The organism is Candidatus Collinsella stercoripullorum, from assembly GCF_027669965.1.
Lineage (GTDB): Bacteria > Actinomycetota > Coriobacteriia > Coriobacteriales > Coriobacteriaceae > Collinsella > Collinsella stercoripullorum.
Genome location: NZ_JAQECM010000015.1, coordinates 1 through 18,433, shown reverse-complemented (window position 1 = coordinate 18,433; position 18,433 = coordinate 1). Strand labels below are relative to the sequence as shown.

The 18,433-nt window shown below is 68.6% G+C and carries 12 protein-coding genes and 1 pseudogene; 6 read left to right on the top strand and 7 right to left on the bottom strand.

The features are described 5' to 3' along the window. Window positions 1-61 precede the first annotated feature (61 nt). The 5 genes and pseudogenes from PHA29_RS10625 to PHA29_RS04880 form a co-directional block, all read right to left on the bottom strand. Window positions 62-3,985 carry a family 20 glycosylhydrolase gene (locus tag PHA29_RS10625; protein ID WP_408612026.1) on the bottom strand — a complete coding sequence of 1,308 codons (3,924 nt, stop codon included), beginning with the start codon at window positions 3,983-3,985 and terminating at the stop codon, window positions 62-64. Window positions 3,986-4,102: 117 nt separating this feature from the next. Then, window positions 4,103-4,816 (bottom strand): annotated as a pseudogene (locus PHA29_RS10620) (discoidin domain-containing protein); the annotation flags it as partial. Between the two features lie 874 nt (window positions 4,817-5,690). After that, window positions 5,691-6,356 carry a phosphoribosylglycinamide formyltransferase gene (gene purN, locus PHA29_RS04890; protein ID WP_270573664.1) on the bottom strand — a complete coding sequence of 222 codons (666 nt, stop codon included), beginning with the start codon at window positions 6,354-6,356 and terminating at the stop codon, window positions 5,691-5,693. A gap of 283 nt (window positions 6,357-6,639) precedes the next feature. Then, window positions 6,640-7,749 carry a phosphoribosylformylglycinamidine cyclo-ligase gene (gene purM, locus PHA29_RS04885; protein WP_270404724.1) on the bottom strand — a complete coding sequence of 370 codons (1,110 nt, stop codon included), beginning with the start codon at window positions 7,747-7,749 and terminating at the stop codon, window positions 6,640-6,642. Window positions 7,750-7,854: 105 nt separating this feature from the next. Continuing rightward, window positions 7,855-9,564 carry an amidophosphoribosyltransferase gene (locus PHA29_RS04880; RefSeq protein WP_270848433.1) on the bottom strand — a complete coding sequence of 570 codons (1,710 nt, stop codon included), beginning with the start codon at window positions 9,562-9,564 and terminating at the stop codon, window positions 7,855-7,857. A gap of 598 nt (window positions 9,565-10,162) precedes the next feature. On the opposite strand from PHA29_RS04880, the gene PHA29_RS04875 reads away from it, so the two are divergent. Next, on the top strand, window positions 10,163-11,470 hold the full coding sequence (locus PHA29_RS04875; RefSeq protein ID WP_270848431.1) for a putative ABC transporter permease: 1,308 nt from the start codon (window positions 10,163-10,165) through the stop codon (window positions 11,468-11,470). A gap of 88 nt (window positions 11,471-11,558) precedes the next feature. On the opposite strand, the gene PHA29_RS04870 is transcribed toward PHA29_RS04875, so the two are convergent. Then, on the bottom strand, window positions 11,559-11,966 hold the full coding sequence (locus tag PHA29_RS04870; RefSeq protein WP_270405730.1) for a molybdenum cofactor biosynthesis protein MoaE: 408 nt from the start codon (window positions 11,964-11,966) through the stop codon (window positions 11,559-11,561). A gap of 363 nt (window positions 11,967-12,329) precedes the next feature. On the opposite strand from PHA29_RS04870, the gene PHA29_RS04865 reads away from it, so the two are divergent. From PHA29_RS04865 to PHA29_RS04845, 5 genes are all read left to right on the top strand, one after another. Further along, window positions 12,330-13,169, top strand: coding sequence for a hypothetical protein (locus tag PHA29_RS04865; RefSeq protein WP_270848429.1), 840 nt, complete (start codon window positions 12,330-12,332; stop codon window positions 13,167-13,169). Between the two features lie 10 nt (window positions 13,170-13,179). Then, window positions 13,180-14,994, top strand: a complete 1,815-nt coding sequence (locus PHA29_RS04860) for an ABC transporter ATP-binding protein (RefSeq protein ID WP_270405733.1) — start codon at window positions 13,180-13,182, stop codon at window positions 14,992-14,994. After that, a complete protein-coding gene (locus tag PHA29_RS04855; RefSeq protein WP_270405734.1) occupies window positions 14,991-15,830 on the top strand; it encodes an energy-coupling factor transporter transmembrane component T family protein in 840 nt (279 codons plus the stop codon). Before PHA29_RS04860 ends, PHA29_RS04855 begins: the two co-directional genes overlap by 4 nt. Further along, window positions 15,827-16,624 (top strand): PHP domain-containing protein, encoded by a 798-nt coding sequence (locus tag PHA29_RS04850; protein WP_270405736.1) that lies wholly within the window; start codon window positions 15,827-15,829, stop codon window positions 16,622-16,624. The genes PHA29_RS04855 and PHA29_RS04850 overlap by 4 nt, the downstream gene beginning before the upstream one ends. A 75-nt stretch (window positions 16,625-16,699) precedes the next feature. Further along, the gene (locus PHA29_RS04845) at window positions 16,700-17,530 is read left to right on the top strand and encodes a MurR/RpiR family transcriptional regulator (protein ID WP_270405737.1); all 831 of its coding nucleotides are present in this window, start codon (window positions 16,700-16,702) and stop codon (window positions 17,528-17,530) included. Window positions 17,531-17,585: 55 nt separating this feature from the next. On the opposite strand, the gene PHA29_RS04840 is transcribed toward PHA29_RS04845, so the two are convergent. After that, window positions 17,586-18,433 (bottom strand): class B sortase (locus PHA29_RS04840; protein ID WP_270848426.1); only part of this gene is annotated, 848 nt, incomplete at its 5' end.

Below are 18,433 nucleotides of genomic sequence, written 5' to 3'. Positions count from 1 at the left end.
AGGGGCCGGCCCCGAAGGACCGGCCCCGCATCGCATGGCCTGTGCCGTCGCGCCGGGTGCGCTACCCGCGCTTCCTGCGGCTCACCACGACGCCCGCGACGATCAGCACCACCGCTGCCACCGCGACGCCGATGACGATCGCCGGCATGTTGTCACCCGTCTGGGGGATGGACCCCTGCGAGCCGGTGCCGTCGCCGGGCTTCGCCGGCGGCTCCTCCGGCGTCGTCGCACCGGGGTCGGACTCGCCCGGGTCGGTCTCGCCCGAGCCGCCGCCCGCGGCGGTCCACTGCACGGTCAGCGTCAGGTCCGAGGTCACCGTGTCGGTCTCGAAATCCCAGCGCCGGGTGAAACCGCCCTCCCAGCCGTCGACGTACCAGCCGCCGAAGACCCAGCCCTCGAGCACGGGCTCGGCGGGCTCGGCGAGCTTGGAGCCGGCCTCGACGGTGAGGACCGTGTCCTCGGTGCCCGGGATGCGGTCGATGAAGGTGACCGTGTAGGTCTCGGGCTCGGGCTCCGCCACAGCGAGCACCAGGCTCGTCTGCGCGTCGAGCACGTCCTTCTTCGCCTGCTCGACCTCGGACGCGTCGGGCGCCTCGGACTCGAGCAGCGTGCGCGCCGCCGCGATGGCGTCCTGCAGCGCCTGCCAGCTGTCGGGCGTGTAGCGGCCGTCGTCGTTGGAGATCTTCGCCGCGGCGTCGACGATCGCCCGCAGGCCGTCGATGTCGGCGGCGGCGGAGCCGTCGACCAGGCGGATCTCCGCAGCCGACCCGAAGGTCACGGCGGTGTCGCTCGCGGAGGCCGTGGCGTACAGCCTCACCGCGACGAACTCGACCGCATCGAACTCGACCTTCTTGACCTGGGCGTTGGACGTCCAGGTGCCCTCCGCGACCGTCTTCCAATCGCTGTCGGCGGTCGCTTTGACCTGGACCTGGTAGCCGGTGATGATGCCGTTGCTGCCGGACTGGCGCGGGGTGTACTGCTGCCCGGAAACCGACATGGCGGCCCCGTCGGCGCGCGTAAGCGAGATCCAGTGCTCCGCATGCCCGTCGCCCGTCCAGGTCGTGTGCCACATCGTCGAGGTGTCCCCGTCGAGCACGTTGGCCGCGGGCCCCTCCTTGCCGCTCTCCGCCTGCTGGGAGCAGGCGTCGGCCTTCAGGAGCGCGGGGTCGATGAGGGCCGGGTCGCGCGCCTCGGTCGGCTCCAAGCCGGCGAGGGCGGCGGAGAGCGTCGCTTCGTAGCCGTCGACGACATCCTGCATGCCGGCGGGCAGCCCGCGGCGGATGGCGGACACGGCGCGGCGCAGCGACTCGACCGAATCCGGGGTGAACAGGGAGTCGAGCTGCTCATCCGAGGGGAGGAGCGACAGCAGGGCGTCGACGCGGCCGTAGTCGGCCTGCTCGAAGTCGACGGAGGCGACGGCCCCCTCGATCTGGGAGGTCAGGGCCGCCACGGCGTCGCCGTCGGGCGCGACCTGGTCCATGAGCTGGGAAGCCTGCTCGACGAGCGCGTCGATGCCCGCGATCTCGTGTTCGGCGGACACGGCCGCGGCGGCGCAGACGGCGCGCAGCAGTACGGCGGTCGAAGCGTACTCCGTGGTCGAGACGTCAGCCGAGGAGGTCGCGACGACGTCCGTCACATACCCCTCGAACGCCTCGGACTCCGAGCCGATGCGCGCCAGCGGGAACATGCAGGTCCCGTGCAGCTGGCCGCGCGTCCCGGTGCCGATGGTCTGCACCAGCTCGCCGTCGACGAACAGGGAGGTGGAGTCCTTGGTGTTCTTGAACTCGAGCTCGACCCACTCGTTCACGGGGAGGGTGTAGTCGAAGCTGTAGTCGTACCCCTCGCGCGAGATGCCCACCTTGCCGGTCGCGCCCTGGACGGCCTTGATCTGGCCGTACGGGGACTCGAACAGGACCTGGTCCTCGGCGGAGGCGGAGGTGCGCATGACCTTCGCGCGCAGGTCGGAGCCCAGGCCGAGGGTCTCGATGCCCTCGATCTCGGCGTAGCTCGCCCCGCCGTTCAGCTTGAGGGCGCCCGTGTAGCCGAGGTCCTCGAGCGAGGCGTTCCCGAGCTCGCCGATACCGCGGCCGTTGCCCGAGGCGTCGGCCTCGTCATCCATCGTGAGCTGGAGATAGGTCCCCTCGTCGTTCGCGGAGGCAGCGTAGGCCTGGTTGGTTCCGGGGGCGACGCCGAGGTCGTCCATGACGCGCTGCGCGGCCTCGAGGCTCATGGCGCCGGCGGGCTTGCCCCACAGCTTGGCGCCGTAGAGCCCCATGGACTGGTAGAGGCGGTCGTAGATGTCGTACTCCGACATGCCGATCTCGTTGCGGTCGATCATGTCGTTCCACGCGGCGTACATGCCGCCGACCATCTGGGGGTCGCCGGCGGGGACGGTCGTGGACCCCTGCACGTTGATGGCCGAGTTGTACATGATGCTCGGCGACAGGTAATCGTAGTAGTAGGTCGCGCCCGGAACGATGTAGTACTGGCCGTCATCGCAGAAGATGAGCTGGTAGCCCATGTCGTACATCTCGTCCATGTGGGCGTAGCCGGAGTTCCACAGCAGCACCTGGGCGAGCTCGGGGTGCTCGATGATCGAGTTGTCGCCGCTGTAGTTGGACAGGCTGCCCCACACGCGCGGGGTGTAGCCCTCGTCGAGCATGTAGTTGGAGAGGTCGTTCACGAACCTGCGGTAGGCCTCGCCGGTGCTCAGCGCGTTGCCCGTGTCGTGATCGCCCGTGCCGCTGACGTTGAACTCGTCCGCGCCGATGTTGATGTAGCGCGCCCCGGAGAAGGCGGCGTCGTCGCCGACCGTGTACTCGTCCCAGATGGTCTTCACCATGTCGACGACCTGGTCGTACTGGTTGATGATGTCGAGGTGGTCGCGGTTGCGGTGCCGCATCACGCCGTAGGAGAGATCCGGGAAGACCTTGGTGAGCGCGAGCGAGTGCGCCGGGGTGTCGATCTCGGGGGAGATGTTCACGCCGAACTCGGCGAAGGAGTCGATGAACTCGCGGAACTCCGCCTTCGTGTAGAAGAGGTCGGTGCTCGTGAGATCGGTGCGAGCGGTGTGCTCGACGCCGCCGAAGGTGAAGGTGTCGCCCTCGGTGATGTCCGACTCCAGGCGGAAGCCCGAGTACGCGCCCTTCTCGAGGTCGGCCGGGTCGATGCCGTCGGCGACGTACTGCTCGATGGGGATGTAGTTGTCGTTCAGATGGATGTTGAGGTCGTTCAGCTTGTAGTAGGCCATCTGGCGCACCAGCTGGTTCAGCCAGTCCATCGTGAAGGTCTTGCGGCCCACGTCGAGGATGATGCCGCGCACCTTGTAGAGCGGGTAGTCGCGCGCCTCGCCCTGGGGCAGGGAGCCATCGCCCTGCTCGGCGGCCTGCAGCAGCGTCTGGGCGCCCCAGTTGGCGCCCGTCGTGGCGTCCCAGTCATCCGAGGTCGGCGCGGTCACCGTCACGCGCGAGCCGGTGACGGAGAGCGTGTAGCCCTCCTCGCCGAGCGCCACGACGGCGGGGTCGGTGCTCGTCGTGAAGACGATGCCGTCGCCTTCGCCCTGCACCGCGGAGATCTCGAAGCCGAGCACCTCGGAGAGGTCGGCGGCGAAGCGCTCGACCACGTTCGCGAGGGAGGCGTCGGTGTAGTAGACGGAGGTCTGCCCGGTGATGTCGAAGACGCCGGAGCCGCCCGCCCACTCGGAGAGCTCGGGCAGGATCACGGGCGCCGCGTTGCCGGTGTTGGCCTGCTGGCGGCCGGGAACGGTGACGGGGACCTCGGTGAGGACGTACTTGCCCGTCGCATCCTCGGTCACCTTGAACGCCAGCTTGACCTCCTTGTCGATGAGCGGGCGGTTGATGTTCAGCTCCGCGTCAACGATCTGCTCGAGATCGGTTCCGCGGTACTCGACCGTATAGCCCTCGACCTCGGGCAGGGTGACGGAGAGCTTGGTGTCCTCCGCACTGGGCGCCGCGACCGAGATCATGTTCGCGACGTCGCCGATGCCCATGGCGGGCGCGCCGCCGTAGACCTCCATCTCGTAGATCGAGATGTTGCCCCACGGGGTGCCGCCGCCGGGGTCGTCAAAGGTGTTCTGCTCGATGTAGAGGCGCACGTAGCGAGCCTGGTGCACCTGGTCCAGCGAGATGGTGTCGGTGGTCGAGGCGGGACGGCCGTCGTTCTCGTAGACCGTCTGCCAGTCCGAGCTGTCCGCGGCGGGGTCCGCGCCGTCGGACGCGATATCGATGCGGTAGCCGTTCGCCTTGCGCATCTCCCAGAAGACGCGGACCGTCTTGACGTCGCGCATCTGCCTGAGGTCGACGTAGATCCAGTGCGGGCCGCCGGGCTCGCTCTCCGTGGCGTCCACGGCGGAGGCCCAGCGCGAGCTTTTACTCGACGTGTCCCCGTCGAACGCGTTGCCCGCGCCGAGGGACGCGGCCTCGGTGGAATCGGCGGCGCCGGTCATGCCGAGCGCGACGTTCTCGGTCGGGTCCGCGGGCGTCTCGTCGGAACCGAGCGAGATGCTGAAGTCGCAGGCCGACACACTCGGGCACCCGTGCATCGCGGTGACCGAGAGGCGGACGTAGCGGCCGGCGACCGGCTCGTCGAGCTCGACCGTCGAGGCGCGCTGCGCGTTATCGGACACGGAGGCGACGGGGTCGCCCCAGTCCTCGGTGCTGTCCGACACGTAGATGTCGAAGCTCGACGCGTAGACGTTGTCGGATTCCCAGATGACGCTGAAGCGGTCCATCTGCTGGGACGAGCCCAGATCGACGTAGGCCCACTGCGGAGGGGGCAATTCCGTGGACCAGCGCGATGCCCGGTCGTTCCGTGAGGTTGCTCGCCGGCATCGCGCCGTGCGCGGCGCTCGCCGTCACGGGCTTGCCCGCGGCGAGGTTCGTCGCGGCCCAGGCGCGCGCCGGCGCCGCCGCGAAGGCCGCAAGGACCAGCAGCGCGCCGAACAGCGCCAGCAGCCTCGGTGTTCGTTTTCCATGATCCTCCCCGTTCTCTCTGCCGGACCCTGCCCGTCCGCGTGGGATGCGGGCGACGGCGCCCGTTGCCTGCGGGACACAGGACGGGGCCGCTCTTCGTCCGGCGGAACATAATCCTAGAAACTATATCGGTAGAGAAGCACACCCGGGGTCGTTTGAATATACGCGGTTATTGATATTTCTTGATGATATATTCATCATAGCTGGTTATACATGCACGATACCAGCTACCGTCCCCACGAACACCCAGCTCAGAAGGGTTTGAGACACCCGGGGGTCCCGGGCCGGACCCGTCGAGGGACCCGCATGACGAGGGGTGATTCAAAACGGGCGGAACAGGCCCCGAAACCGGCCTTTCCGTAAACGTTCCCCCATCGCCGCTGGGCGGCATGCGACCCATATACCGCAGTCTACCAGCGGCGATGTGGTCTTCTCAATCCGATACCAGTCAAGGTGATGGGTTGGTTGGGGACGGGTAATTTGGGGACGGGGTCGTTTCAGCCCATCGCCCGCGCCCGCCCGTCGCCCGCGCCGGCATGCAATTTGGGGACGGGGTCGTTTCAGCCCATCGCCCGCGCCCGCCCGCGCCGACGCCGCCCCCGCCGGCGCCCGCCCGCGCCGGCATGAAGACGGGGCCGGCCCCGAAGGACCGGCCCCGATCGACGCGATAGGCTGACCCGTGCCCGGAAGGGCCCGGACCTAGGAGATGGCGACCGTGCGGTCCTCGCGCACCTGCACGCGGCCGTCGGCGAGCAGCTGGACCACATGGGGGTACAGCTCGTGCTCGATCTCGTGGATATGGGCCTCGAGCACCTCGACGTCCCAGCCCTCCTCCACCGGCAGCGCGCGCTGCGCGATGATGGGGCCCGCGTCGTAGGCCGCGTTGGCGAAATGCACCGTCACGCCCGTCACCTTGACGCCGCGCCGGAAGGCGTCGTCGATCGCATGCGCCCCCGGGAAGCTCGGCAGCAGCGCTGGATGCAGGTTGACGATGCGGTCGGGGAAGGTCGCCAGCAGCGGGGCATGCACCTTGCGCATGTAGCCCGCCATGATGACGTAGGCGACGCCGGCGCGGTACAGCTCGCTCGCGATGATCTCGTCCGCCTGGATCGGGTCGGCGTAGATCTCCTTGGAGAGCGTGAGGGTCTGGATCCCCGCGGCCTCGGCGCGCGCCAGGCCCTTCGCGGAGGGGCGGCTCGCCACCACGAGCTTGATCTCCGCGTTCAGGCTGCCGTCGGCGATGCGGTCGATCAGCGCCTGCAGGTTGGTGCCCGAGCCGGAGATCAGCACGCCGATGGGCAGCGGGTCGCCGCAGCCCTCGGAGCGGATGCCGGCGATGTGCTCCTGCAGCTGGTTGCTGTCCATGAGGCCCGCCGGGACCCCCGCGAGGGTGGAGGGCAGGCCGGACCAGGAACCCTCCGCACGGAGCTCCCCGATGATGCGGGCGGCCTCCTTTCGCGCCTCGGCGCGGTCGGCGGACTCGGCGAGGGCGGCCTCGATGCCCTCGGGGACGCCGGCGGATGCGGCGGCCCGCTGCTCGGCCTTGGCGCGGGCGAGCTCGGAGTCGACGTTCGCGGTGAAGAACGCGTCGCTCGGCAGCGCCTCGGGCGGCAGGCCGGCCTCCTCGACCAGCCGGCGATACTCCTCGCTACCGCTCATCGGCGTACACCACCTTGCCGGTGCCGGGCACGCAGGAGCCCACGCGGAACGGCTTCTCGCCCAGCGCCTCGAGGGCGCCCGTCACGGCGGCCTCGTCCTCGGGCGCCACGATGAGCATCAGGCCGACGCCCATGTTGAAGGTCTTGCAGGCCTCGTCGGGCTCGAGGGCCGCGTGCTCGGCGATGTAGGTGATGACCGGCGGCACGTCCCAACCCATCTTGCCGCCGTCGCGCTCGACCAGCGCGTCGATGTCCTTGGGCAGGGCGCGGTCGAGGTTCTCCGTGATGCCGCCGCCCGTGATATGGGCAATCGCATGGACCTTCGAGCCGGCCTCGCCGCGCAGCAGCTCGAGGACGGGCTTCACGTATATGCGCGTGGGGGCGAGCAGGGCGTCGGCGAGGGAGAGGCCGGGCGCGACCTCGATGGACTCGAGCTCCGCCTTCTTGGCGGCCGCCTCCGGCGTGCCGGGGACGATCCCGTCCACGCCGATGACGCGGCGCACGAGCGAGTAGCCGTTGGAGTGCACGCCGGTGCTCGGCAGGCCGATGATGACGTCGCCCTCGCGCACGGAGGCGGGGTCGAGCATCTTGGGCCGGTCGACGACGCCGACGGTGAAGCCCGCGAGGTCGTAGTCGTCCGGGCGCATGACACCGGGGTGCTCAGCCATCTCGCCGCCGATGAGCGCGCAGCCCGCGAGCTTGCAGCCGTCGGCCACGCCGCGCACGATCTTGGCCATGTGCTCGGCCTCGATATGCCCGATGGCGATGTAGTCCAAGAAGAACAGCGGCTCGGCGCCGGAGGCGAGGATGTCGTTCACGCACATGGCGACGAGGTCCTGGCCGACCGTCTCGTGCCGGTCGAGGATCTGGGCGAGCACGAGCTTGGTGCCCACGCCGTCCGTGCCCGAGATGAGGACCGGGTCCTCCATGTCCTTCAGCGCGGCGGCGGAGAACAGGCCGCCGAAGCCGCCGATCCCGCCGATGACCTCGGGCCGGTTGGTCTCAGCGACCATCTGCTTGATGGCGTCGACCGCGCGGCCGCCCTCGGCGGTGTCGACGCCGGCGTCCTCGTAGGTCACATGCTTGGGTGTCTCGCTCATGCGGATCCTTTCCAAGAAGGTGTAGGCTGCACCCATCATAGCAGGTTGCCGGCGGTGCCATCGCAAGCCGGGCGGGGTGTCGCAGACGGCGCCCGCGCGGCGGGGCTACGCCTGCGGATGGGCGGCCTCCCAGCTGTGGTCCCGGTCCTTCTCGACCACGACGTCACGCGGGAGCACCGGGCTCTCAGTGAGGTTGCAGGGGTCGTAGCCGGGCATGAACTTGTCGCGTCCGAAGCTCTCGGGGATCGCCACCGGGTACACGCCCGTGAAGCACGCCGTGCAGTAGCCGCGCGCCGGCTCGCCGTCGCGCCCGTCCGCGCACCCGCCGCACGGCGGCACGCAGGCGAGCAGGCCCTGCACCGACAGGAAGGCGAGCGAATCGGCCCCGATGAACGCGCGGGTCTCCTCGACCGACTTGTTGGCGCTGATGAGCTGGGCCTGGACGTCGGTGTCGATGCCGTAGAAGCACGGCCACACCACCTCGGGGCTGTTGATGCGCACGTGCACCTCTGAGGCGCCGGCGTCGCGCAGCATCTTGACGAGCTGGACCATGGTGGTGCCGCGCACGATCGAGTCGTCGATGACCACGAGGCGCTTGCCGGCGATGTTGTCGCGCAGCGGGTTGAGCTTCATGCGCACGCCCATGGCGCGCAGCTCCTGTGTGGGCGCGATGAAGGTGCGCGCCACGTAGCGGTTCTTGATGAGCCCCTCGCCGAAGGGGATGCCGCTCTCGCGGGCGAAGCCCTCCGCGGGCGGCATGCCGGAGTCCGGCACGCCGATGACCATGTCGGCCTCGACCGGGGACTCCTGCGCCAGGCGGCGCCCCATGTCGTAGCGGCAGGCGTAGACCGACTTGCCGCCCATGAGCGAGTCCGGTCGGGCGAAGTAGACCTGCTCGAAGATGCACTCGGCGGTCTCCGGGGCGGCGGGCACACCCTGCTCGGACACGAGGCCCTCGGCGGAGATGCGCAGGATCTCGCCGGGGCGGATGTCGCGCACGTACTCGGCGCCGACGATGTCGAGGGCGCAGGTCTCCGAGGCGACGACCCAGCCCGCGGCGCGCACGGCGGACGCGGCCGCATCCCCCGTCGCCCCGTCGGCTGCGGACCCGGCCTCCTCCCGTCGCTGGCCGGGGAGGGCCGCCATCGCGGCGCGGTCGAGCCGGTCGGGGCCCGCGTCCGCCAGGCGCCCGAGGACGAGCGGCCTGATCCCCGCGGGGTCGCGGAACGCGTAGAGCGCCTGCTCGTTGATGAGCGCCATGGCGTAGCCGCCGCGGACGAGCTCCATCGTCTTGCGGATGCCCTCGCGCAGATGGTGCGTGCGCTGGGTGAAGTAGCCGATGAGCTTGGCGGCGACCTCGGAGTCCGAGTTGGACAGGAACGGGACGCCCAGTTCGATGAGCTGGCGGCGCAGGTCGTCGGTGTTCACGAGCGTGCCGTTGTGCGCGAGCGCGATGATGACGTCGTTGATGGTGGAGAGGTGGGGCTGGGCGGCCTCCCAGCTCTTGGCGCCCGCGGTGCCGTAGCGCACGTGCCCCACGGCGAGCTGGCCGGTCAGCGTGGAGAGATCGGCGTCTGAGAAGACCTGGTCGATGAGGCCGAGGTCCTTGCGGACCATGACCGTGCCGCCGTCGCCCACCGCGATCCCCGCGGACTCCTGGCCGCGGTGCTGCAGGGCCTTCAGGCCGAAGTAGGTGATGCGCGCGACGTCGCGCTCGGGAGCCCACACGCCGAAGACGCCGCACTCCTCGTGAAGCTCGTCGCGGTCGAGATCGTCCGGCGCGGCCTGGACGGCGCGGCAGGTAAGCTGAGTCATACGTTCCCCTCGATATGCTCGTAACGTACTCGCACATTATGGCATCCGCCCGACCGCGGAGGCGCCTCGCCGGGCGATGACGCGCAGAGTTCACGAAGCGGGGCGGGGATGGGTGCGACCGGGACGCGGAGGCGAAGCGCGGGGCAGGCGGCGAGGCGGGATAACGCGGGTGGATGCAGGGCGGGGCGAGGTACAGGCCGCGCGGCCCGGGCGGATGCGGGTAGCGCGGGGCGGGCGGATGAGCTGAAATGACCCAAAACGACCCCGTCCCCGAATTACCCAAAAAAAGAGCGCGCGGCAGGTTGCTGGTGCCGCGCGCTCAACATGCACATGCGTCTCGCACATGTTTTCCTCAGGATAGCGCGGGAACCGAAATTGTTTCGACAAAACTTGAATTTGCTAGAAAAATCCCATGGGACGCTGCGCCCGGGTGGAGTCCTCCGGAGACACGCGGTGGCAAAGGGGCGAAACGGGGTACGCGGCCGGCCCCTCCACGGCGGCCGGTGCCCGCACGGGACCCGCCCCGCTGGCGGGTGCCCCGTTAAAATGCGCAGCTTGGGGTATCATCTGCGGCACATACAACCAGTAAGGAGCGCACGTGAGCACACCCTCCAGCACCCCCGCGATCGACTACGACCTCCCCGGCAACGACCTCGACCCCGACACCCCGACCCCCGAACAGAGGAAGAAGATCCCCCGCTACCTCAAGGTCTACGGCGTGCTGTGCATCGCCGACGGCATCATCACCCTGCCCATCATCGCCCTGCTCATCGCCATCGTCGCGCTCGCGCTCATCGCCTCGCCCGACCGCTTGAGCATCGCCGCCGACCCGACCGTCACCGTCACCGTGACCGTCGTCAACGTGCTGCTCTCGCTCGTCGCCTCCGTGCTGCTGATCCGGTTCGGCCGCTCGCTGCTCAAGGACCGCCGCCGCAACGCCGCGCTGTGGTCGGAGATCCTCATCGCCATCACCATCGCCCAGCTGATCGTCAACGTGATGCTCAACGGCATCGGCTACCACCTGATCCAGCCCGCCGCCCAGCTCGTCATCCTCACGGTCATCTCCGTCACCATCGACCCGACCCTGCGCGATGAGCGCGGGCTGCAGGCCCGCCTGCGCGTGCTCGACGACCGCCGGGCCGCGGAGGAGGGCATGCTCGGCCGCGACGAGACGGGCGAGGGCTATATCAAGCTCAACTTCTTCAACCTGTTCTGGGTGTTCATGGTCTGCAGCGTGCTCGGCCTCGTGCTCGAGATCATCTGGCACATGACCGTCGTCGACCCCGGCGTCTACCAGGACCGCGCGGGGCTGCTGTTCGGCCCGTTCTCCCCCATCTACGGCGTGGGCGCGGTGCTCATGACCGTGGCGCTCAACCGCTTCTACCGCCGCAGCCCCGTTCTGATCTTCCTGGTCAGCGCGGTGATCGGCGGCGCCTTCGAGTTCGCGGTGAGCTGGTTCATGCAGACGGCGTTCGGCGCCGTGGCATGGGACTACACGGGGTCGATGCTCTTCGGCGTCATCCCCGACCCCGTCGCCGCGCTGTGCGGGGGCCGCACCTCGACGATGTTCGCCGGCATCTGGGGCATCCTGGGGCTCGTGTGGATCAGGCTGCTGCTGCCGCGCCTGCTCGCCCTCATCAACCTGATCCCATGGAAGCTGCGCTACTCGCTCACCTCGGTCATGGCGGTCCTGATGCTCGTCAACGCGGTCATGACGCTGCAGTCGCTCGACTGCTGGTTCGAGCGGGTGAGCGATATCGCCCCGAGCTCTCCGGTCGAGGAGTTCTACGCCGAGCACTTCGACAACGAGTACATGGCCCATCGCTTCCAGAGCATGACGATCAACCCCGACACCTCGAGCCGTCTGGACGAGGACGCCGCCGGCTCGCTGACGGGCAACGCGTAGGGGCGCCGCCCCGGGCGCGACGGGCGGAAAGCGCGAGTCCGCCCGTCTGCCACCGAGGCGGACGGGCGGACTCGGAAGGCGGGCGCCGCTACGCGCCGTGCTCGACCTCAGAGACGCACTCGTTCTTGATCGTGCCGACGAGCTGCTGCAGGGCGTCGATCACGTGCGGGCGGATGTCGCCGCCGATGAGCACGAGCATGATGTCGTCACCCACCGCGAGCTCCCCCTCGTTGAGCCAGACGCGCACGTATCCGATGCCCGGGAGCGAGCGCGCCGCCTCGACGGCCGCATCCACCCGCGCGCGGTCGTAGGCGAAGGTCATGCCGTCGACCTTTCCGCCGGGACGCACGCCGTCGGTCTCGACGCCGCGCACCTCCGCCTTGGGCGTCTCGCGCACCGTGCCGTTGTGGACGAGGTACATGCCGCACCCGCGGAAGCCGGGGTCGGCCTTCGCCTCGGCGAGCCATGCGTCGATCGAGGGCATCTGCTGTGCCATATGCCAGCGCTCCTTTACCGTGCTCCCGTCCCCGGGATCGCCCAGCATCCTTCGAACGCGGGCGGGCCGTTATCGCAGGGCCATTGTACCCGTCTTCTCGACGGCGGGTCCGCCCGCGCCCAGCCGGGCGCCCCTCGTTCGACGGGTCCTTTGTAAGGGGCGCGTAAGGGTGCCGTCTCCCCCGATTTGCACGGCGCATCCCATGTCCCGAGGCCCGGTAGCTGCGGCAGGCTTATTTTTTTCATCTCGACCGGCTATGAAAGCTTATTTTCATCTTACGGAGCGCTTATACATTTTAGCAGGTAGAACCCTATGCTTTCTCGTGCCGGCACAGAGAACGAACACGAGAGAGGGGAAACCGCTATGTCCACTATCGCCGAGCACGGCGCCACGCAGTCACAGAAGCTCATGGTGTTCGTGCTGTCCATGTCGCTGTACGGTCTGGCCACGCTCATCTCCGAGCTCATCCCATCGGTCCAGATCGGCATCGTCGAGCTTTCCGTCGAGTTCTTCCTGTTCATCCCGCTGACGCTCGCCATGCTCTTCGACCCGCTCTCCGCCGCCTTGGGCGCTGCGACGGGAGAGCTCGTGTTCTCGGAGATCATGCTCGGTCAGTTCGGCGGCCTCGGCGAGCTCGAGAAGTTCCTGACCGTCACCATCGCCGTGTACATCGCCGGCCTCATGGTGCGCGACCCCAAGAGCACCAAGCAGGTCGCAATCGCCGCCATCAGCGGCCCGGCGATCCAGCTCGCCATGAGCGCGGTCGTCGACATCGTCAAGGTTCAGGTCGCCGTCGAGGACTTCGAGGCCGTCGCCGGCCTGCCCGAGTCCGTCTTCGCCACCGAGGGCTTCGCCTTCGCCAACGACCTGCTGTTCTCCGGCATCCTGTTCTGCCTGCTGCCCACCGTGTTCCTCGTGCCGCGCCTGTATGGGAAGATCGAGCCGCTGCTGGGATGCAAGCCCCGCAGCGCCGACACCGCCGCGCCCTCGGTGAGCGGCCGCGTGATCGGCTGGTCCGCTGCGGGATTCATCGTCGCCATCGTGGTCGCCTGCGTATCGAAGGCGGGCCTGTCGATCATCGAATGGGAGGCGGACTGGGCGGAAAGCCAAACGGCCCTATTCGCCGGGATCGCCGTTGCGGCGGTCATCGCCGTCGTCGCCGCCTTCTGGGCATACCGCACCGCGCAGCTGCGTCGCGCATAGAGGAGGCGCCGTGCCTGCTGTAACCCTGAGAGACGTCACCTTCACCTATCCCGGAGCAGCGGCCCCGACCCTCCGGCATGTCGACCTCGACGTGCCGGAGGGCGATTTCCTCGCGATCATGGGCGCCAACGGCTGCGGGAAATCCACCCTATGCAAGACGATGAACGGACTGATTCCGCACTTCATCGTCGGGGACCTGACCGGGTCCGTCGAGGTGTGCGGCATGGACGCCGCGACGGCCGATGTCGGCGGACTTGCCCGGCGCATCGGATACGTGTACCAGGATTTCGAGAACCAGCTGGTCCGTCCCACGGTCATCGACGAGGCGTCGTTCGCCTGCCTCAACTACGCGTGCGACGACTACTTGGAGCGCGGCATGCGCGCTCTGGAGCTGTGCGGGCTCGCCGACCGCGCGGGCTCCTACATCTGGCAGCTGTCCGGCGGTCAGAAGCACCTGCTGGCGCTCGCCGGGGCCATCGCGCTGGGCCCCGATGTCATCGTGCTCGACGAGCCGGTGGCGCAGCTCGACCCATACCATGCGCGGCAGACCTACGAGGTGCTGCGCGAGCTCAACGAGAACCACGGCAAGACGATCATCGTCATCGAGCATCACACCGACTTCATCGCGGATTACTGCACGTCCGCCGCGCTCATGCACGACGGCGCCATCACCTGGACGCTGCCCGCCCACGAGGCGCTCCAACGCATCGACGACCTCGAGGGAAGCGACGTGCACCCGCCCCAGATCGCACTCGCGGGCAGAGAGCTCAAGCGCGCGGGAGCGCTTCCCCCGCATGCGCCGCTGCCCACGACCGTCGAGGAGGGCTTCGCGGCCTTCTCGGGAATCCCCTTCATCCCGCTCGCCACCGAGAGCGCACCGGACGGCGGAACCTTGGCGGACGCGATGCCCGAAGTCTCATTCCGCGATGTGGGCGTGGGCTATCGGAGCGTGAAAGGGGCGCCCCGTCGGGTCTTCGACGGGCTGGACCTCGACATCCTGCCGGGAGAGAAGGTCGCGCTCGTGGGCTCCAACGGCGCGGGCAAGTCGACGCTCATGAAGCTCATGTGCGGCCTCATCAAGCCGCAGGAAGGCGAGGTGCTGCTGGAGGGCGAGTCCACGCGGGCCCTCGGCCCCGACGAGCTGTCCGACAAGGTGTCGCTCGTGTACCAGAACCCCGAGCAGATGTTCATCAAGGACTCCATCCGCGCCGACATCGAGTTCGCCATGCGCGCCCGCGGCGTTCCCGATGCCGCCGAGCGCGCCGAGGAGCTGCTCGAGCGCTTCCGTCTGCGCGACCTCGCCGACCAGGACGGCCGCCTGATGTCCGGAGGGCAGATGCGCCGCGCATCGCTGGCGATCGGCATCGCGCTCGACCCCGCCATCCTGCTGCTCGACGAACCGACCGCCAACCTCGACATCGGCACGCGCCAGGAGATCGTGAGGCTCGTGGGGGAGCTGCGCGGCGTGACGGACACCGTGATCATCGCCACGCACGACATGGAGCTCGTCTGCCAGTTCGCAGACCGCGTCATCGTGCTGTGCGACGGCGAGGTCATCGGAGACGGGACGCCCGACGAGATATTCATGGACGCCGAGGTCGTCGAGCGCTCGGGCATCCGTCCACCCGAGATCTTCGAGATGGGCCAGGCGCTCGACTGCGGGGCGGCGTGCTACACGCTGGAGGATTTCCTGCGCGGTTTCCCCGCCTGGCGCGCGGCGACCGGGGGCCGTGAGGCACCCGCCGCCGCACCCTGCGACGCGGATGCGGCCGTCCGCCGGCACCCCTCCGGAAACCCGTCCGAGAAAGGAGATGGGGAACGATGATCGAGAAGCTCTCCGAGAACGTGATGGACAAGGTGTCCATCGATTTCCTGCGCGACCAGGTCCTCAAGAACGCCTACGGCAACGACGACACGCCCATCGCCGTGCTCGACCCGCGCGTCCTGCTGCTGTGGTACCTGTTCTTCGCCCTGGTCCCATGGTTCCTGGACGACATCGCCATCCTGCTGGGCATGTTCATCCTCACCGCCGTCACCACGCGGATCGCGCGGGTGGCGCCGCTCGTGCTGCTCATCTTCGCGCTCGGCGTGTTCTCGCAGACCGGATACCTGTTCGTCGCATCGCTCTTCTTCGGCGGCGACCTCTCGACCGTCGCGCCGCTGCTCGTGCTGACCCTCAAGGTCGCCACCGTCTCACTTGCGAGCATCACGGTGTTCTCCGGCCTCGATCCCGACAAGCTCTCGAACGGCCTGCTGTGGTTCGGCTGCCCCGAGCGCTTGTCGTTCTCCATCGGCTTCGCCTACCGGATCCTGCCGATCCTCATGGAGGAGCTGCAGAACATCCTGCTCTCCTACCGCCTTCGCGGGCGCGCGCCGGAGCATGTCACGCTCGCGGGCAAGGTCCGCTGGATCGTCTACCAGATCAAGACCATCGTGCAATCCTTCTACCCGCTGATGCTCAACACCGCCAAGCGCTCGCGCACCACGGTCGAGGCCCTCGAGCTCAAGGGGTACCGCTATGCGGCGACCGATAAGAAGGTGCTCAAACTCAAGCTGTCATCGCTGCGCGCCGGGCACCGGGAAGCCGCCTTCGCGGCCCTGAGCGCCGCATGGGTCGCCCTGTGCTTCGCGGCGCCCGGAATCCTGGAGGCCCTCTCGTGAACATAGACTTTCATACCCACGGCAAGCTCGCGAAGTACCTTGCCTTCTCCCCGGACTACACCGATTGGCTGTTCGACGCGGCCAAGCGCGCCGGCCTGGACGCGATCTGCCTGACCGAGCACTTCAACACGCAGGGCTTCCACCAGGTCTACGCCGACATCTCGGCGCGCTATCCGCGGACGGGGGACGCGTTCGACGTCGACGGGCTGCTCGTGTTCCCGGGCATGGAGGTGGATATCGCCGAAAGCGGCCACACCCTGGTGCTCGGCCCCATGGAAGATATCCTCGACTTCAACGGCGCGCTCGAACCGAACAAGGACAAGAGGAGCTTCCTGCCATTCGACCGCCTCGCCGACGAGGTCGAGCGCCGCGGCCTCCACTTCGGCGCCGCCCATCCGTTCCGCGCGCCGGGGCGCATCCCCGAGCTCGCCGGCAGCCAGCTGAAGCGCTTCGAGTTCGTGGACCTGAACGGCAAGGACCTGAGTCGCGACCGCACGCGGACCGTCGAGCGCACCTACGCGTTCGCCGAGCGCCTGGGCGGCGTCCCCGTCGTGTCGGGCTCCGATACGCATCAGGCGTTCCAGTACGGATGCGTCGTCACGCGCATGAAGCGGTCGTGCACCACGTTCGACGAGCTGTTCGAACAGGTGCACCGGCGGAGCTATCAGATCGCCCTTGCGGACGACCTCGAGTTCCGCGTGACGGCCGCGGCGACGCTCAAGCGGGCGCTCAAGGAGATAGACCGTCTGGGCGGCAGCTACGTCCAGACCATCTTGGCCGGACCGGCAGCGTGACACCCGATTCACCCGGCGGGGTGCGGCACCCGGCGGCATCCGGCGCCGCACCCCTCCCGCATATGAGAGGAACCCATGGTACCCGCATCGCTCTTCAAACAAGGCGTCACCTACACGCAGGCGGAGCACACCATCATCGACTTCATCTCGTCCAATCCGACCGAGTTCCTGGTCATGCCCATCCAGCAGCTCGCCGAGCGCCTGGGCGTCTCCGATGCGACGGTGTCGCGCTTCGCGCGCCATGCCGGGTTCCGCGATTTCAAGGAGCTCAAGGGGGCGATCGCCGCAGGGACGCTCGGGCCCGCCGAGAAGCTGGCCGCGAGCATCGGTAACAGCCCCTCCTCGCCCGTCTCGTTCCTGAAGCGGCAGCAGGGCTATCTCGATGTCACAGCGGAGCGCGTGGACCCCGAGGAGTTCGCGCATGCGGTGGAAGCGCTCGCCGGGGCGCAGCTCGTGCTGATACACGGCAAGGGCGCCGCCCGCGCCTGCGCGGAGCTGCTGCGATTCCGTCTCGCCCGCTTCGGCCTGCGCGTGGAGATGCTGCCAGCCGGCGGGTCCGAGCTATTCGAGGGCCTGGTGCACGCCTGCCCCGAATCCGCCGTCGTAACGTTCGGGTTCTCGCGGATACCGACCGAGAGCAGCGTAATCATCGAGCACGCCCGCTCGGTTGGTGCGACATCCATCCTGTTCAGCAGCAGGTCGCATCGGGGCACGGACGCCCGCGCCGACATCGAGCTGCTGGCATACCGGGGCGAACCGCTCGAGTACCACTCCATGGCCAGCGCCGTCGCCCTGGTTGACGCCCTCGTGGTCTCGGTCGCGGCGCGCCTGGACGGCACCGCGACCGAGAGGCTCGATCGGCTGCGGAAGCTCAAGCGCTCCTACGAGGGCAGGCTTCCCCGCTAGCACGGCCGGGGCGGCATGCCGGCGCGCCGCATCAGTGTAGCGCAGCCCGCGCTCGCTACTGCCGCGCGACCTCCTCGTCCACGGTGAGCACCATGACGGCGCGCGTCGTGCGCGGGATGATCTCGCCGGCGCAGGTCACGAGGCTCAGCACGTGGTCGTCGTCGGTGATCTGGCCGATGCGCTCGGTCGCGTCGGACGCCTGGGCGCGCGCGAGCGTCTGCATCTCCTCCAGATACCCCTGGAGCGACTCGCCCTCGCCCGTGAAATCGGTCTTGCGCGCGTCGACGAACGTGTCCTCGACCTGCGCGGTGAGCAGGGGCGTGAGCACGTAGGTGGTATCGCGCGTGATGTAGTACACGTGCTGGATCTTGTCGAACTCCGCCTGGTCGGTCGTGCTGTCGATCACCTTGAGCATCGAGCCGTCGTACATGTGGTGGCCGTAGATGGTCGTCTGCTGGTCGACCATGCCGGGCGCGGTGCCGTCCATGTCCATGAAGATGGTGCCCGAGCCGTTGCCCGACCTGTCGAACAGCAGGTCGAGATAGGTGGTGTTGTCATCGGTCTGGACGACGGGGTAGTTGACCACCGTGTCCGGGATGTAGATCCAGCCCACGATGTCGGGGTTGATGGCCGCCAGCGCATCGAAGTCGACATCGGGCACGCCGTCGCCGGAATCGGACGAGACGGCGTACTGCTGGAGCTCGGCGTAGGTCTGCTGCGCCTGGCGGTACCCGAGCTGCGCGGAGACGAACAGCCCGCCCGCGACGAGCAGCAGCGCGACGCCGACGACGATCAGGACGGTCGAGATGACCGAGCCGCGGCCGCCGCGCGAGGGCTTGCCGGCCGCCCCGCCGCGCGGACCGTGCGGGGGCGTGCCGGAACCGACCGCGCCGGCATGGCCGC

Excerpts from the sequence above, each read along its gene's own strand:
- PHA29_RS04855 (WP_270405734.1), top strand. The coding sequence starts at position 14,991 with ATGATCGAGAAGCTCTCCGAGAACGTGATGGACAAGGTGTCCATCGAT.
- PHA29_RS04880 (WP_270848433.1), bottom strand. The coding sequence starts at position 9,564 with ATGACTCAGCTTACCTGCCGCGCCGTCCAGGCCGCGCCGGACGATCTC.
- PHA29_RS04865 (WP_270848429.1), top strand. The coding sequence starts at position 12,330 with ATGTCCACTATCGCCGAGCACGGCGCCACGCAGTCACAGAAGCTCATG.
- PHA29_RS10625 (WP_408612026.1), bottom strand. The coding sequence starts at position 3,985 with ATGATCTCGGTCGCGGCGCCCAGTGCGGAGGACACCAAGCTCTCCGTC.
- purM (WP_270404724.1), bottom strand. The coding sequence starts at position 7,749 with ATGAGCGAGACACCCAAGCATGTGACCTACGAGGACGCCGGCGTCGAC.
- purN (WP_270573664.1), bottom strand. The coding sequence starts at position 6,356 with ATGGACAGCAACCAGCTGCAGGAGCACATCGCCGGCATCCGCTCCGAG.
- PHA29_RS04845 (WP_270405737.1), top strand. The coding sequence starts at position 16,700 with ATGGTACCCGCATCGCTCTTCAAACAAGGCGTCACCTACACGCAGGCG.
- PHA29_RS04870 (WP_270405730.1), bottom strand. The coding sequence starts at position 11,966 with ATGGCACAGCAGATGCCCTCGATCGACGCATGGCTCGCCGAGGCGAAG.